Annotated in this window: 14 protein-coding genes; 6 read left to right on the forward strand and 8 right to left on the reverse strand. The window is 69.7% G+C overall.

Going from position 1 to position 14,195, the window contains the following annotated elements; genetic code table 11:
- Nucleotide 1: 1 nt before the first annotated feature.
- From ACIBK4_RS09450 to ACIBK4_RS09460, 3 genes are all read left to right on the forward strand, one after another.
- Nucleotides 2–796, forward strand: a complete 795-nt coding sequence (locus ACIBK4_RS09450) for a thiazole synthase (protein WP_398993713.1) — start codon at nucleotides 2–4, stop codon at nucleotides 794–796.
- Between the two features lie 260 nt (nucleotides 797–1,056).
- Nucleotides 1,057–2,991, forward strand: a complete 1,935-nt coding sequence (gene pknB, locus ACIBK4_RS09455; protein ID WP_398993715.1) for a Stk1 family PASTA domain-containing Ser/Thr kinase — start codon at nucleotides 1,057–1,059, stop codon at nucleotides 2,989–2,991.
- Between the two features lie 34 nt (nucleotides 2,992–3,025).
- Nucleotides 3,026–3,952 carry a deoxyribonuclease IV gene (locus ACIBK4_RS09460; RefSeq protein ID WP_398993717.1) on the forward strand — a complete coding sequence of 309 codons (927 nt, stop codon included), beginning with the start codon at nucleotides 3,026–3,028 and terminating at the stop codon, nucleotides 3,950–3,952.
- 42 nt (nucleotides 3,953–3,994) lie between these two features.
- On the opposite strand, the gene ACIBK4_RS09465 is transcribed toward ACIBK4_RS09460, so the two are convergent.
- On the reverse strand, nucleotides 3,995–4,609 hold the full coding sequence (locus tag ACIBK4_RS09465; RefSeq protein WP_398993720.1) for a sulfite oxidase-like oxidoreductase: 615 nt from the start codon (nucleotides 4,607–4,609) through the stop codon (nucleotides 3,995–3,997).
- Between the two features lie 160 nt (nucleotides 4,610–4,769).
- Between ACIBK4_RS09465 and bfr the strand changes: the two genes are divergently transcribed.
- Entirely contained in the window at nucleotides 4,770–5,246 is a 477-nt protein-coding gene (bfr, locus tag ACIBK4_RS09470) for a bacterioferritin (RefSeq protein ID WP_019062355.1), read from the forward strand.
- Here bfr and ACIBK4_RS09475 read toward each other — a convergent pair.
- Together ACIBK4_RS09475 and ACIBK4_RS09480 are read right to left on the reverse strand one after the other, a co-directional pair.
- Nucleotides 5,243–5,530 (reverse strand): bacterioferritin-associated ferredoxin, encoded by a 288-nt coding sequence (locus tag ACIBK4_RS09475; RefSeq protein WP_398993722.1) that lies wholly within the window; start codon nucleotides 5,528–5,530, stop codon nucleotides 5,243–5,245. The genes bfr and ACIBK4_RS09475 overlap by 4 nt on opposite strands.
- A 125-nt stretch (nucleotides 5,531–5,655) precedes the next feature.
- Nucleotides 5,656–7,011 carry a class II 3-deoxy-7-phosphoheptulonate synthase gene (locus tag ACIBK4_RS09480; RefSeq protein WP_033284430.1) on the reverse strand — a complete coding sequence of 452 codons (1,356 nt, stop codon included), beginning with the start codon at nucleotides 7,009–7,011 and terminating at the stop codon, nucleotides 5,656–5,658.
- 96 nt (nucleotides 7,012–7,107) lie between these two features.
- Between ACIBK4_RS09480 and ACIBK4_RS09485 the strand changes: the two genes are divergently transcribed.
- Both ACIBK4_RS09485 and ACIBK4_RS09490 read left to right on the forward strand, forming a co-directional pair.
- Complete coding sequence (locus ACIBK4_RS09485; protein ID WP_073735655.1) at nucleotides 7,108–7,164, forward strand: trp operon leader peptide; 57 nt, start codon at nucleotides 7,108–7,110, stop codon at nucleotides 7,162–7,164.
- 96 nt (nucleotides 7,165–7,260) lie between these two features.
- Complete coding sequence (locus tag ACIBK4_RS09490; RefSeq protein ID WP_398993725.1) at nucleotides 7,261–9,141, forward strand: anthranilate synthase family protein; 1,881 nt, start codon at nucleotides 7,261–7,263, stop codon at nucleotides 9,139–9,141.
- On the opposite strand, the gene ACIBK4_RS09495 is transcribed toward ACIBK4_RS09490, so the two are convergent.
- The 5 genes from ACIBK4_RS09495 to ACIBK4_RS09515 all read right to left on the reverse strand — a co-directional run bounded on the left by ACIBK4_RS09495 (nucleotide 9,093) and on the right by ACIBK4_RS09515 (nucleotide 14,004).
- Nucleotides 9,093–10,088 carry a 2-hydroxyacid dehydrogenase gene (locus ACIBK4_RS09495; RefSeq protein WP_398993727.1) on the reverse strand — a complete coding sequence of 332 codons (996 nt, stop codon included), beginning with the start codon at nucleotides 10,086–10,088 and terminating at the stop codon, nucleotides 9,093–9,095. The genes ACIBK4_RS09490 and ACIBK4_RS09495 overlap by 49 nt on opposite strands.
- A gap of 80 nt (nucleotides 10,089–10,168) precedes the next feature.
- Nucleotides 10,169–11,197 (reverse strand): 6-phosphofructokinase, encoded by a 1,029-nt coding sequence (locus tag ACIBK4_RS09500; protein ID WP_366435766.1) that lies wholly within the window; start codon nucleotides 11,195–11,197, stop codon nucleotides 10,169–10,171.
- A gap of 133 nt (nucleotides 11,198–11,330) precedes the next feature.
- Nucleotides 11,331–12,008 (reverse strand): response regulator, encoded by a 678-nt coding sequence (locus ACIBK4_RS09505; protein WP_398993729.1) that lies wholly within the window; start codon nucleotides 12,006–12,008, stop codon nucleotides 11,331–11,333.
- The gene (macS, locus tag ACIBK4_RS09510) at nucleotides 12,005–13,225 is read right to left on the reverse strand and encodes a MacS family sensor histidine kinase (RefSeq protein WP_398993731.1); all 1,221 of its coding nucleotides are present in this window, start codon (nucleotides 13,223–13,225) and stop codon (nucleotides 12,005–12,007) included. Before macS ends, ACIBK4_RS09505 begins: the two co-directional genes overlap by 4 nt.
- A 32-nt stretch (nucleotides 13,226–13,257) precedes the next feature.
- Nucleotides 13,258–14,004: a lysophospholipid acyltransferase family protein gene (locus ACIBK4_RS09515; RefSeq protein WP_398994388.1), complete on the reverse strand. Its 747-nt coding sequence runs from the start codon at nucleotides 14,002–14,004 to the stop codon at nucleotides 13,258–13,260.
- Between the last annotated feature and the right edge of the window lie 191 nt (nucleotides 14,005–14,195).

Below are 14,195 nucleotides of genomic sequence, written 5' to 3' on the forward strand. Positions count from 1 at the left end.
CATGGCCGACGACCCCTTCGTCCTCGGTGATACGTCCTTCACGTCCCGGCTGATCATGGGCACCGGGGGCGCCCCCAGCCTCGACGTCCTGGAGCGCGCGCTGGTGGCCTCCGGTACGGAACTCACAACGGTCGCGATGCGGCGCGTAAACGCTTCCGTGCACGGTTCGGTGCTGTCCGTGCTGGAGCGGCTCGGGATCCGGGTGCTGCCCAACACCGCGGGGTGCTTCACGGCGGGCGAGGCGGTGCTGACGGCGCGGCTGGCCCGGGAGGCGCTGGGAACCTCGCTGGTCAAGCTCGAAGTGATCGCGGACGAGCGCACGCTGCTGCCCGACCCGATCGAACTCCTCGACGCCGCCGAGACGTTGGTCGACGACGGGTTCACGGTGCTGCCGTACACGAACGACGATCCCGTGCTGGCGCGGAAGCTGGAGGACGTCGGGTGTGCGGCGATCATGCCGCTCGGGTCGCCGATCGGTTCCGGGCTCGGGATTCGCAACCCGCACAACTTCCAGTTGATCACCGAGCACGCGCGTGTGCCGGTGATTCTGGACGCGGGGGCGGGTACGGCGTCGGACGCGGCGTTCGCGATGGAGCTGGGGTGTGCGGGGGTGATGCTTGCGTCTGCGGTGACGCGGGCGCGGGAACCGGTGCTGATGGCCGACGCCATGCGGCACGCGGTGGAGGCGGGGCGACTCGCACACCGGGCCGGCCGTATCCCCCGCCGGCATTTCGCCGCAGCGTCTTCTCCTGCGGAGGGCCTTGCCGCGTTGGATCCCGAACGGCCTGCTTTCTAGGCACCCCGCGCTGCCCAACCGTTTCCTCTCCCACCCGTGCACCACCCGTTTCCAGTCGGCCAAGAGGTGGACCGCCCCCGTGGGAGTCCTCACCGTCGGCGGCTGCCGGTGCGCGGGTGGCCGTCCGCCGTGCCCCGTCTCACAGCTCAGCCGCAGACAGCCGCCCCGCCATGAGGTATCCGTCACAGCTCGGCTGCAGTACCGCCCCGAAACCGGCCGAAAACGTCGTGGTGTCAGCCTCGGCTCGTACACTCACCTGCGTGGATACGACCCTTCATGACCCTCTCGTCGGGCAGTTGCTCGACGGCCGGTATCGCGTCGACGCGCGGATCGCCGTCGGCGGGATGGCCACGGTCTACCGGGCCGTGGACACCCGCCTGGACCGGGTTCTCGCGCTCAAGGTGATGCACCCGACGCTGGCGGCCGACGGCCACTTCGTGGACCGGTTCATCCGCGAGGCGAAGTCCGTGGCACGGCTGGCGCATCCGAACGTGGTGCAGGTCTTCGACCAGGGCGCCGACCGGTCGTACGTCTATCTGGCGATGGAGTACGTCGCCGGCTGCACCCTGCGGGACGTGCTGCGCGAGCGCGGGGCGCTGCAGCCGCGGGCCGCCCTCGACATCCTGGAGCCGGTGCTGGCCGCGCTGGGCGCCGCGCACCGGGCCGGGTTCGTGCACCGGGACATGAAGCCGGAGAACGTGCTCATAGGGGACGACGGCCGGGTCAAGGTCGCCGACTTCGGGCTGGTCAGGTCCGTGGACACGGTGACCAGCACCACCGGGTCCGTGCTCGGCACGGTGTCGTATCTCGCGCCGGAGCAGATCGAGGGCACCACCGCCGACCCCCGGGTCGACGTGTACGCGTGCGGTGTCGTCCTCTACGAGATGCTCACCGGCCAGAAGCCGCACGACGGGGACTCCGCCGCGATCGTGCTCTACAAGCACCTCCACGAGGACGTCCCGCCGCCCTCGGCCGTCGTGCCCGGGCTGGCGTACGAGCTGGACGAGCTGGTCGCCACCGCCACCGCGCGCACCCCGGACCTGCGGCCCTACGACGCGGTCGCGCTGTTCGGGATGGTCCGCGAGGCGCGGGCGGGGCTGAGCGACGCGCAGCTGGACGCGGTGCCGCCGCAGGCGCTGACCTCGGAGCATCCCAACGCCGAGAACCGTACGAGTGTGATCCCGCGCTCGCTGACCGTGCCGCGTCCGCTGCCCGTCAACGAGGACGACGGGCCCGGCGGCCCGTTCAACCGGACCAGCCGGTTCGAGAGCGGTCCGCCGCTGCCGCCCCGGCGGCGCGAGGCGCGGCGCCCCCGGCGCGGGCTGCTGGCGATCGTCGCCGCCCTGCTGCTGATCGTCGGGGTCGGAGCGGGCGTCTGGTACATCAACTCCGGCCAGTTCACGAAGGTCCCGCCGCTGCTCGCGAAGACCGAGGCACAGGCGAAGGACCGGCTGAAGGACGCCGGTCTCGACGTCAAGAAGGTCGACCACGCGTACAGCGACACCGTGAAGCGCGGCACCGTCATCAGCACCGATCCGGTGTCCGGCGCGCGCATCCGGGACAACGACTCGGTGGCCCTGACCATCTCGGACGGCCCGGAGACCGTGAAGGTCCCCGACCTGACGGGCACCCGCCTGGCCAAGGCGCAGACCCTGCTGAAGCAGGACGGACTGGCGGCCGGCATGGTCACCAGGGAGTTCAACGACGACGTCCCCAAGGGCTTCGTGATCAGCACGGACCCGGAGGCGGGCACGAGCCGCCACGCGGGCTCCGCGATAGCCCTGACCGTCAGCAAGGGCAGCGCGGTCGACGTGCCCGACGTCACCGGTGAGGACCTGGAGGACGCGAAGTCCGACCTCCAGGACGCCGGTCTCAAGGTCACGGTGTCGGCCACCGAGGTCACCTCGGAGTACGACGCGGGCCAGGTCGCCCAGCAGACCCCGGCCGGCGACAGCCAGGCCGCCGAGGGCGACACGGTGACGCTGACGGTGTCCAAGGGCCGGGAGATGGTCGAGGTCCCGAGCGTGGTCGGCGCGAGCGTCGACGCCGCGACGAAGCTCCTTGAGCAGTCCGGCTTCGAGGTCAAGGAGGACCGGGGTTTGCTCGGCCTGTTCGGCGACACCGTGAAGAAGCAGTCCGTGGACGCGGGCGAGCAGGCTCCCAAGGGGTCGACGATCACGATCACCATCCGGTGACGGGGGCGGCACGCACGCGTGACACCCTGGACGGGTGAGCAGCGAGTCCCCTTCCAGCGCCCCCGGATCCTCTTCCAGCACCCCCGAGTTCCCCTCCGGCGTCCCTTCCCGCAACCCCGTCGGCGGCCACGTCCCCGTGGCCGGCGGCCTGAACTCCGTGGGCCTGTCCTACGCCCGTGAGCTGGCCGCCGAGACCGTGCAGGTCTTCGTCGCCAACCCGCGCGGCTGGGCCACCCCGGTCGGAAACCCGCGCCAGGACGAGGAGTTCCGCGCGGCCTGCGAGGCCGAGTCGATCCCGGCGTACGTGCACGCCCCGTACCTGATCAACTTCGGCTCGCACACCGAGGCCACGGTGGAGAAGTCGGTGGAATCCCTACGGCACTCGCTGCGGCGCGGCCGGGAGATCGGCGCGCTCGGTGTCGTCGTGCACACCGGGAGCGCGACGGGCGGGCGCGAGCGGTCGGTGGCGCTGGCCCAGGTGCGCGAGCATCTGCTGCCCCTGCTCGACGAGTTGACGCACGACGACGACCCGTTCCTGCTGCTGGAGTCGACGGCCGGTCAGGGTGCCTCGCTCTGTTCGCGGACCTGGGACTTCGGGCCGTACTTCGAGGCGCTGGACGCCCATCCGAAGCTGGGCGTCTGTCTGGACACGTGCCACATCTTCGCCGCCGGGCACGATCTGACCGGCCCGAGCGGCATGCACCAGACCCTCGACCTGCTGGTGGACACGGTCGGCGAGGGACGGCTGAAACTGATCCACGCCAACGACTCCAAGGACGTCGTCGGCGCCCACAAGGACCGCCACGAGAACATCGGCTCCGGCCACATCGGCGAGGACCCCTTCCGCGCCCTGATGACCCACCCGGCGACCGCGGGCGTACCGCTGATCATCGAGACGCCCGGCGGCAAGGAGGGGCACGCGGCGGACGTGGAGCGGCTGAAGAAGCTCAGGGACTCGTAGCCCCCTCAATTGCCCTGAGAAGGCTCACGGTCTCGAAGAGGCCTACAACTCCGGCCCGTCCTCGGGCCCTTCCTGGTACGAGTACCGCTGCTCCTGCCAGGGATCCCCCACGTTGTGGTACCCCCGCTCCTCCCAGAACCCCCGCCGGTCCGCCGTCATGTACTCGACGCCCCGGACCCACTTCGGACCCTTCCAGGCGTACAGGTGGGGGACGACCAGGCGGAGCGGGAAGCCGTGTTCCGCGGTGAGGAGTTCGCCGTCCTTGTGGGTGGCGAAGATGGTGCCGTCGGCGGCGAAGTCGGCGAGGCGGAGGTTGGCGCTGAAGCCGTACTCCGCCCAGACCATGACGTGGGTGACGGCCGGTGCGGGCGGGGCGGTCTCCAGGATCGTGCGGGCGGGGATGCCGCCCCATTCGGCGCCGAGCATGCTGAACTTCGTGACGCAGTGCAGATCGGCCACTACGGAGTCGTAGGGCAAAGCTGTGAACTCGTCGTGGTTCCAGCAGTGCTTGTCGCCGTCGGCGGTGGCGCCGAAGACCCTGAACTCCCAGCGCTCGGGGCGGAACTTGGGCACCGGTCCGTAGTGCGTGACCGGCCAGCCGCGCTGGAGCCGCTGGCCCGGTGGAAGCTCGGGCTGTTCGACCCCTCTCTGACCCATGACTCCATCCTGACAGACCGGGGGCGGTGCACATGACCGGCTCTGGGCGGATTCGGGCAACTCCTACTAAGCATGCACTTACTGGACGACATCTGAGCGCCGGTGCAATCATGCGGCGCAACCCGCCAGTCCCCCCCCGTTTCTGGAAGGAGCCTCTGCGATGCAGGGCGACCCCGAGGTCCTTGAGTTCCTGAACGAGCAGCTCACCGGCGAGCTGACCGCGATCAACCAGTACTGGCTGCACTACCGCATCCAGGACAACAACGGCTGGACCAAGCTCGCCAAGTACACGCGTGAAGAATCCATCGACGAGATGAAGCACGCGGACAAGATCACCGAGCGCATCCTGATGCTCGACGGTCTGCCGAACTACCAGCGACTGTTCCACGTCCGGGTCGGCCAGACGGTCACCGAGATGTTCCAGGCGGACCGGCAGGTCGAGGTCGAGGCGATCGACCGCCTCAAGCGCGGTATCGAGGTGATGCGCACCAAGGGCGACATCACGTCGGCCAACATCTTCGAGGACATCCTTGAGGACGAGGAGCACCACATCGACTACCTCGACACGCAGCTCCAGCTGATCGAGCAGCTCGGCGAGGCGCTGTACATCGCGCAGCAGATCGAGCAGCCCAGCTAAGCAGCGTCTTCGAGTCCGGCCAGCTCGGTCAGTCCGGCCATCTCGGCGAGCATCGGCTCGCCCCGGTCGGCCGACTCGCGGCGCGGGCAGGCGCCCCGGCCCAGCAGGGCCTGGATGCGCCGTACGCACGACCCGCAGTCGGTGCCCGCCTTGCAGGCCGACGCTATCTGCCGGGGGGTGCAGGCACCGCCCTCCGCGTGCTTCGCCACCTGCGCCTCGGTCACACCGAAGCAGTTGCAGACGTACACGCGGGTCACCTCCCGGGCGGGATCGAAGGTCGTCATGCCATCCCGATAGTCGGTGAGGCTAACCTAACCTTACCCGTCACGCCGGAGCTGTAAAAGTGCTGTGGGGCGGGGATCGTATGTGATCCCCGCCCCACGGCACACTGCTGTAACAGGTGAAGCGGTTACTGGTCCCTGTACATCTCGGCGACGAGGAAGGCCAGGTCAAGCGACTGGCTGCGGTTGAGGCGCGGGTCACAGGCCGTCTCGTAGCGCTGGTGCAGGTCGTCGACGAAGATCTCGTCGCCGCCGCCCACGCACTCGGTGACATCGTCGCCCGTGAGCTCGACGTGGATGCCGCCCGGGTGGGTGCCGAGGCCCTTGTGGACCTCGAAGAAGCCCTTCACCTCGTCGAGCACGTCGTCGAAGCGGCGGGTCTTGTGACCGGAGGCCGCCTCGTACGTGTTGCCGTGCATCGGGTCGGTGATCCAGGCGACGGTCGCGCCGGAGGCGGTGACCTTCTCGACCAGCTCGGGCAGCTTGTCGCGGACCTTGTCGGCGCCCATACGGACGATGAAGGTGAGGCGGCCGGGCTCGCGGTCCGGGTCGAGGCGCTCGATGTACTGCAGCGCGTCCTCGGCGGTCGTCGTCGGGCCGAGCTTGATGCCGATCGGGTTGCGGATCTGGGAGGCGAACTCGATGTGCGCGCCGTCCAGTTGGCGGGTGCGCTCGCCGATCCACACCATGTGCCCGGAGACGTCGTAGAGCCGGCCGGTGCGCGAGTCGACCCGGGTCAGGGCCGACTCGTAGTCCAGCAGGAGCGCCTCGTGCGAGGAGTAGAACTCGACGGTCTTGAACTCCTCCGGGTCCGTGCCGCAGGCCCGCATGAAGTTCAGCGCGCTGTCGATCTCGCGCGCGAGCTGCTCGTAGCGCTGGCCGGACGGGGACGACTTCACGAAGTCCTGGTTCCAGGCGTGCACCTGGCGCAGGTCGGCGTAACCGCCGGTGGTGAAGGCGCGGACCAGGTTGAGCGTGGAGGCGGACGCGTTGTACATCCGCTTCAGGCGCTCGGGGTCCGGGATGCGGGACTTCTCGTCGAAGGCGAAGCCGTTGACGGAGTCGCCGCGGTAGGTCGGCAGGGTCACGCCGTCGCGGGTCTCGGTGCCCTTGGAGCGCGGCTTCGAGTACTGGCCGGCGATGCGGCCGACCTTCACGACCGGCACGGAGGCGGCGTACGTGAGGACGGCGCCCATCTGGAGCAGGGTCTTCAGCTTGGCGCGGATCTGGTCGGCGCCGACGGCGTCGAAGGACTCGGCGCAGTCGCCGCCCTGAAGGAGGAACGCCTCCCCCTTGGCGACGGCCGCCAGACGGGCACGCAGCTGGTCACACTCACCGGCGAAGACCAGCGGAGGATACGACTCCAGCTCGGCAATCACCTTGCGCAGAGCCTCGGAGTCGGGGTAATCAGGCTGCTGCGCCGCGGGCAGGTCGCGCCAGGTCGCCTGAGCGGCGACGGCTTGGGAATCAGCGTTCACGGTCACTCAGTAAACATTACGGGGTCGTGTCGAGTCGTTTTCCTGCGGCTCGACAGGTGAGACGCCCCAATGCTCACCTGTGCGTGCGGTAGGGTGCGCTCCATGTTCGCGCATTCGACCCGTAACTGGTGGTGGACCGCTCATCCGGCGGCCCACTGACTGCGCGTACTCCCAGTACTCCGCGAAGGCCGCCCGAGGGGCGGCCTTCGGTGTGTCCGGGGTCCGTTCCTCTCCACGAGAAGGAACCAAGGACCCATGCATCTGGACGACCTGCTCAGCGATCCCCGCCCGTTCGCCCTGCTGCGCCGTCGCACCCCGGGCCACGACCAGGACGTGATCGAGATCATGCTCGGCCCGGTCGCCTCCTACGACCGCCTCGCCGACCTCCCCGACGAGGGCCTGGCCCTGATCCCCTTCCGCCAGATCCGCGAACGGGGCTTCGACGTCCGCGACGACGGCACCCCGCTGACCTTCCTCACGCCCGAGGAGTCGTACGCGATCCCGCTCGCCGACGCCCTGGCCCAACTGCCCGCGCACGACGTCCGGGTCGAGGGCGGTGGCTTCGACGTCGACGACGAGGCATACGGCGAGATCGTCGGGCGCGTGCTGCGCGAGGAGATCGGGCGGGGCGAGGGCGCCAACTTCGTCATCCGGCGGACGTACGAGGGCGAGATCCCGGGATACGGCAGGGCCGAGGCGCTGGCGCTGTTCCGGCGGCTGCTGGTCGGGGAGCGGGGCGCGTACTGGACGTTCGTCGTGCACACCGGGGAGCGGACGCTCGTGGGCGCGAGCCCTGAGGTGCACGTCCGGATGTCCGGCGGGACCGTCGTCATGAACCCGATCAGCGGGACGTACCGCTATCCCGCCGAGGGGCCGACGCCCGAGCATCTGCTGGATTTCCTGGCCGACGGCAAGGAGATCGAGGAGCTGTCGATGGTCGTCGACGAGGAGCTCAAGATGATGTGCACGGTGGGCGACATGGGCGGGGTCGTGATCGGGCCCCGGCTGAAGGAGATGGCCCATCTCGCGCACACCGAGTACGAGTTGCGCGGCCGGTCCTCGCTGGACGTGCGCGAGGTGCTGAAGGAGACGATGTTCGCGGCGACCGTCACCGGGTCTCCGGTGCAGAACGCCTGCCGGGTCATCGAGCGGCACGAGGTCGGCGGGCGCGGCTACTACGCCGGTGCGCTGGCGCTGCTCGGCCGGGACTCCGGGGGCGCCCAGACCCTCGACTCCCCCATCCTCATCCGCACCGCCGACATCGACTCGGGCGGGCGGCTGCGAGTGCCGGTCGGTGCCACGCTCGTCCGCGGTTCGAACCCGGCGAGCGAGGTCGCGGAGACCCACGCGAAGGCGGCGGGGGTCCTGGCGGCTCTGGGCGTACGACCGTCCCGGCCGCGTGACGAGAGCACGCGGCCCCGGCTCGCCGACGACCCACGCGTGCGTGCCGCGCTCGACGGGCGCCGCTCCTCGCTCGCCCCGTTCTGGCTGCGGATGCAGGAGCGGTCCGAGGAACTCACCGGGCACGCGCTGGTCGTCGACGGGGAGGACACCTTCACGGCGATGCTCGCGCATGTGCTGCGGTCGAGCGGCCTTGAGGTGAGCGTGCGGCGGTACGACGAGGAGGGGCTGCGGGAGGCGGTGCTCGCGCACGAGGGGCCGGTGGTGCTGGGGCCCGGGCCCGGTGACCCTTCCGACATGAGCGACGCCAAGATGCGGTTCCTGCGCGCGCTCACCGCCGAGGTCCTCCGGGCGAACCGGCACGGTGTCCTCGGCGTCTGCCTCGGGCACGAGCTGATCGCGGCGGAGCTGGGCCTGGAGATCGTACGGAAGGAGGTTCCGTACCAGGGGGCGCAGACGGTGATCGATCTGTTCGGGCGGGCGGAGACCGTCGGGTTCTACAACAGCTTCGTGGCGCACTGCGACGACGAGGCCGCCGTCGAGCTGGGCGCCCATGACGTGGAGGTCAGCCGGAGCGCGAGCGGTGAGGTGCACGCGCTGCGGGCGCCCGGCTTCGCGTCCGTCCAGTTCCACCCGGAGTCGGTGCTGACCCTCAACGGGGCTGCTGTCGTACGGGAGTTGGTGGGTCAGCTGCGGGGGACGAGCACGTTCTCGGAGCGGCGGCCCTCCGTGTAGTCGAGGACGTTCTGGACGGTGGCCTCGATGATCTGGCCGACGGCGTCCTCGGTGTAGTACGCCTGGTGGGAGGTGACCAGGACGTTCGGGAAGGTGACCAGGCGGGCCAGGGTGTCGTCGTCGACGGCCTCCAGGGACTTGTCGAGGAAGAACAGGCCCGCCTCCGCCTCGTAGACGTCCAGGCCCACGCCCGTGAAGCGGCCCTCGCGGAGTTCGGCGACGAGGGCCGCGGTGTCGATCAGGCCGCCGCGGCTGGAGTTGACGAGGATCGCGTCGTCCTTCATCAGCTTCAGGGCGTCCGCGTCGATGAGCCGCTGGGTCGCCGGCATCAGCGGGACGTGCAGGGTGACCAGGTCGGACTCGGCGAGGAGCTGGTCCTTGGGGACGTAGGTCATGCCGAGTTCCACACAGGCCGGGTTCTCGGTGACGTCCCAGCCGAGCAGGCGCATGCCGAAGCCGTGGGCGATCCGGGTGAACGCCTCGCCGATCTTGCCGGTGCCGAGGACGCCGACCGTGCGGCTGCGCAGGTCGCGGCCCATCAGGCCGTCGAGGCGGAAGTCGAAATCGCGGGTGCGGGTCGCCGCGCGGACGATACGGCGGTTCACGGCCATCGCGAGGGTCCAGGCGAACTCGGCGACGGAGTACGGGGAGTAGGAGGAGACGCGGGCGACCGTGAGGCCGAGGCGTTCGGCGACGTCGAGGTCGATGTTGTTGAAGCCGGTGGAGCGCTGGGCGATGAGCTGGGTACCGCCGGCGGCGAGGGTCTGGAGGACGCGGGGGTTCAGGTCGGCGTTGACGCTGGTGGAGATGATCTCGTGGCCCGCGGCGATGGGGGCGGTGTCCTCGTCGAGGAAGACGCTCAGGCAGTGGATGTCGTGGTGGCCGGCGAAGGCGCGCTCGATCAGCGGCTTCTCGTCGGCCTGGACGCCGAAGGCAAGGATCTCCACGACCGCTCCCGTTCTGTGGGGTTATGGGCCGAATATAAGACCCATAACCCCACAGTGCCGGTCCAGCTGATGCGACCGGTTCAGCCGAAGAAGACGCCGACCTCCTCGTACAGCTTCGGGTCGACCGTCTTCAGCTGGGCCGTGGCCTCCGCGATCGGTACGCGGACGATGTCCGTGCCGCGCAGGGCGACCATCTGGCCGAAGTCGCCGTCGCGCACGGCCTCGATGGCGTGCAGGCCGAAGCGGGTGGCGAGCCAGCGGTCGAACGCGCTCGGCGTGCCCCCGCGCTGGATGTGCCCGAGGACGGTGGTGCGGGCCTCCTTGCCGGTCCGCTTCTCCAACTCCTTGGCCAGCCACTCGCCCACCCCGGAGAGCCGGACGTGTCCGAAGGAGTCGAGGGTCCCGTCCTTCAGCACGACATCGCCGTCCTTGGGCATGGCCCCCTCCGCGACGACCACGATCGGGGCGTACGACGCCTTGAAGCGGGACGTGATCCAGGCGCACACCTGGTCGACGTCGAAGCGCTGCTCGGGGATGAGGATGACGTTGGCGCCGCCCGCGAGGCCGGAGTGGATGGCGATCCAGCCCGTGTGCCGACCCATGACCTCGCAGACCAGGATGCGCATGTGCGACTCGGCGGTGGTGTGCAGCCGGTCGATCGCCTCGGTGGCGATGCCGACGGCGGTGTCGAAGCCGAAGGTGTAGTCGGTGGCGGACAGGTCGTTGTCGATGGTCTTCGGTACGCCGACGCAGGGCACGCCGCTCTCGTCCCAGAGCCGCGCGGCCACGCCGAGGGTGTCCTCGCCGCCGATCACGATGAGCGCGTCGACCTCCTGCGCGGCGAGGTTGGCCTTGATGCGCTGGATGCCGTTCTCCAGCTTCAGCGGGTTGGTGCGGGAGGAGCCGAGGATGGTGCCGCCGCGGGGCAGGATGCCGCGCACCGCGGGGATGTCGAGCCGGACGGTGTCACCTTCGAGCGGGCCTCGCCAGCCGTCCCGGTAGCCGACGAAGTCATAGCCGTACTCCTGTACGCCCTTGCGGACGATGCCCCGGATGACGGCGTTGAGTCCGGGGCAGTCGCCGCCTCCGGTCAGTACTCCGACGCGCATGGAAATATCCCTTCGCCGCGGTTTCCTGTGAGAGCCACGCTAATGGTGATCCAGGTCACAGAGGGATGGGCGGGAAGGTCAATTCCGAGATCAAGTGCGGTGAATTGTCGGGTAGTTGATCTACCCGGTCGACCTACGCGTCGTCGAGGCCGCGCTCTATGGCGTACCGGACCAGCTCGACCCGGTTGTGCAACTGCAGCTTGCCCAGGGTGTTCTGGACGTGGTTCTGGACCGTGCGGTGCGAGATGACGAGGCGCTCGGCGATCTGCTTGTAGCTCAGGCCCTTGGCGACCAGGCGGAGCACCTCGGTCTCGCGGTCGGTGAGTTGGGGCGCCTTGGGCTCGTCACTGTCGGCGGTCGGTGCCGGGTCGGAGGCCAGGCGACGGTACTCACCGAGGACCAGTCCGGCGAGCCCCGGGGTGAACACCGGATCGCCGACCGCGGTCCGCCGTACCGCGTCCAACAGCTCTTCCGTGGAAGCCGACTTGAGCAGATAGCCGGTCGCTCCGGACTTCACCGCCTCCAGCACGTCGGCGTGCTCGCCGCTCGCGGAGAGGACCAGGACGCGCAACGCCGGGTTGGCGCCCACCAGTTCCTTGCAGACCTGGACGCCGGGCATGGCCGGCAGGTTCAGGTCGAGGACGAGGACGTCGGGGGCGGCGGCCTTCGCTCGCCGCACCGCCTGCTCACCGTCCCCGGCGGTGGCGACCACGTCGAAGCCCGACTCGGCCAGGTCGCGGGCGACGGCGTCGCGCCACATCGGGTGGTCGTCCACCACCATGACCCTGATCGGGCCCTGCTGCTCACTCATCGTGTCCCCGCCTTCCCCCGCGCTTTCGGTACCTTCAGCTCAACTTCCGTGCCCTGCCCGGGAATCGACACCAGTTCGGCACTGCCCCCGAGGTCCCGCAACCGCCCCCGGATCGACAGCGCGACCCCGAGCCGCCCCTCCCCCTCGGCCTGCGCGAGCCGCCCCTCGGGAATCCCGGGCCCGTCGTCCCGCACGGTCACCACGACCTCCCGGGGTTCGTCCTCGACGAGGATCCACGCCCGAGCGTCCTCCCCCGCATGCCTGCGCACATTGTCCAGCGCGGCCCCGACAGCCGCGGCCAACTCCTTCGCCGCGGGCGCGGGCAACGGCACCGGAGCCCCGGGCTCGGCAAAACTCACCTTGGCGGCGGCATACGGCGCGAGCAACGCCCGCAGATCGACCGGCCCGTCGTCATCGGGTTCTTCCACTTCTTCTACGGCCCTCACGACCGCGCCCTCCGCCGCGTCCAGCGAGACCCGGGACACGGGCACCAGGGCGCCGGAGACCAGGGTGCGCAGCGCGATCTCCTGCTCACCCGCCATCCGGCCCAGTTCGCCGGCCTCGCCGCCGAGGACGGCACCGCGTCGCTGGACCATCGCCAGGACCTGGAGGACGCCGTCGTGGATGTCGCGGGCGAGGCGCTCCCGTTCCCGGGTGGTGGCCTCGATCTCCAGGGCGCGGGCGAGGGTGCGCTCGGAGGCGCGGGCGACCTCGACTACGTAGCCGATGGCGATGGAGGCGACCCAGACGAGGACCACGTTGTGGACGGTGTCGCGGGCCGGGGAGCCGCGCTCGATCAGGTTGGCGACGGCGACCGGGGTGGACGCGAAGGCGGCCCAGCGCCAGCCGCCCTTGATGGCGTAGGCGAGGACCGAGCCGGCGGTCCATATCGACGGGAGGGTGGGGCCGCCGCTCTGTATGTGGTGGTCGTCGGCCGCGAGCGGGGTGAGGACGATGCCGGTCAGCGCGATCGCGAGGTCGACGGCGAGGAAGCGCTTGGTGCAGGCGACCGCGCTCTGGACGCGGGGCAGGGTGGCGAGCGTCCAGACGAACAGGACGACGTAGAAGGCGATGGCGATGACGGGTCGGTCGAACTCGTCGTAGGCGGAGGCGAACAGGCCGATCGCGTACAGCATGGTCAGCACGCGGTAGCCGCTCAGGGCGCGCCAGAGCGGCTGCTCGACTGACATTCTGACGACACGTACCTGCTTGGCCATCTCCCCCACCCCCGACACAGACTCCGGCCCGCCTAGGGGCTGGTCTGCTCCTTCTCCGTCTGTGCGAGTGCGGCCTTGGCCGCCTTGTCCGCTTCCTTGTCGGCCTTCGCCGCGTCCGCGATCTGCCGCTTGGCGGCGGTCGCGTAGATGTCGACGTACTCCTGGCCGGAGAGCTTCATGATCTCGTACATGACCTCGTCGGTCACCGCGCGCAGCACGAAACGGTCGTGCTCCATGCCGTTGTACCGGCTGAAGTCGAGCGGCTTGCCGATCCGGATGCCGGGCCGCATCAGCTTCGGCATCACCTTCCCCGGCGGCTGGATCTTCTCCGTGTCGATCATCGCGACCGGGATCACCGGGGCGCCCGAAGCGAGCGCCACGCGCGCGAGGCCGCCGGGCTTGCCCCGGTAGAGCCGGCCGTCCGGGGAGCGCGTGCCCTCCGGATAGATACCGAACAGTTCGCCGCGCTCCAGGACGTCTATGCCGCTCTTGATCGCGGCCTCGCCGGCCCCGCGCGCACCGGAACGGTCCACGGGGAGCTGGCCGACGCCCTTGAAGAACGCGGCCGTCAGCTTGCCCTTCACCCCGGGTGTCGTGAAGTACTCGGCCTTCGCGATGAAGGTGACCTTGCGGTCCAGGACCGCGGGCAGGAAGAACGAGTCCGAGAACGAGAGGTGATTGCTCGCCAGGATGGCGGCACCCTCGTCCGGAATGTTCTCCAGGCCCTCCACCCAGGGTCGGAAGGCGACCTTCAGCGGTCCCCCGATGGCGACCTTCATCGTGCCGTACAACAAGCGAGTGCCTCCCGTATCCGTCGATCAGACCTTAACCCGGAGCACTGTCAAAGGACCCGACGACCCTGGTCGGTGTCAGTGCGGTCGCGTACGGTTAACCGCACCTGGACTTGTTCAGACCCCTCTCATGAACACGCGTCTCACCACCACGCCCTTCTCATGAACAGGAGACCGAA

Origin of the sequence: Streptomyces sp. NPDC050528, from assembly GCF_044457795.1 — a bacterium.
Lineage (GTDB): Bacteria > Actinomycetota > Actinomycetes > Streptomycetales > Streptomycetaceae > Streptomyces.

Coding starts and splice junctions, on each gene's coding strand:
- ACIBK4_RS09450 (WP_398993713.1), top strand. CDS start 2: ATGGCCGACGACCCCTTCGTCCTCGGTGATACGTCCTTCACGTCCCGG.
- ACIBK4_RS09465 (WP_398993720.1), bottom strand. CDS start 4,609: ATGGGTCAGAGAGGGGTCGAACAGCCCGAGCTTCCACCGGGCCAGCGG.
- bfr (WP_019062355.1), top strand. CDS start 4,770: ATGCAGGGCGACCCCGAGGTCCTTGAGTTCCTGAACGAGCAGCTCACC.
- ACIBK4_RS09475 (WP_398993722.1), bottom strand. CDS start 5,530: ATGACGACCTTCGATCCCGCCCGGGAGGTGACCCGCGTGTACGTCTGC.
- ACIBK4_RS09490 (WP_398993725.1), top strand. CDS start 7,261: ATGCATCTGGACGACCTGCTCAGCGATCCCCGCCCGTTCGCCCTGCTG.
- ACIBK4_RS09500 (WP_366435766.1), bottom strand. CDS start 11,197: ATGCGCGTCGGAGTACTGACCGGAGGCGGCGACTGCCCCGGACTCAAC.
- ACIBK4_RS09505 (WP_398993729.1), bottom strand. CDS start 12,008: ATGAGTGAGCAGCAGGGCCCGATCAGGGTCATGGTGGTGGACGACCAC.
- macS (WP_398993731.1), bottom strand. CDS start 13,225: ATGGCCAAGCAGGTACGTGTCGTCAGAATGTCAGTCGAGCAGCCGCTC.
- ACIBK4_RS09515 (WP_398994388.1), bottom strand. CDS start 14,004: ATGAAGGTCGCCATCGGGGGACCGCTGAAGGTCGCCTTCCGACCCTGG.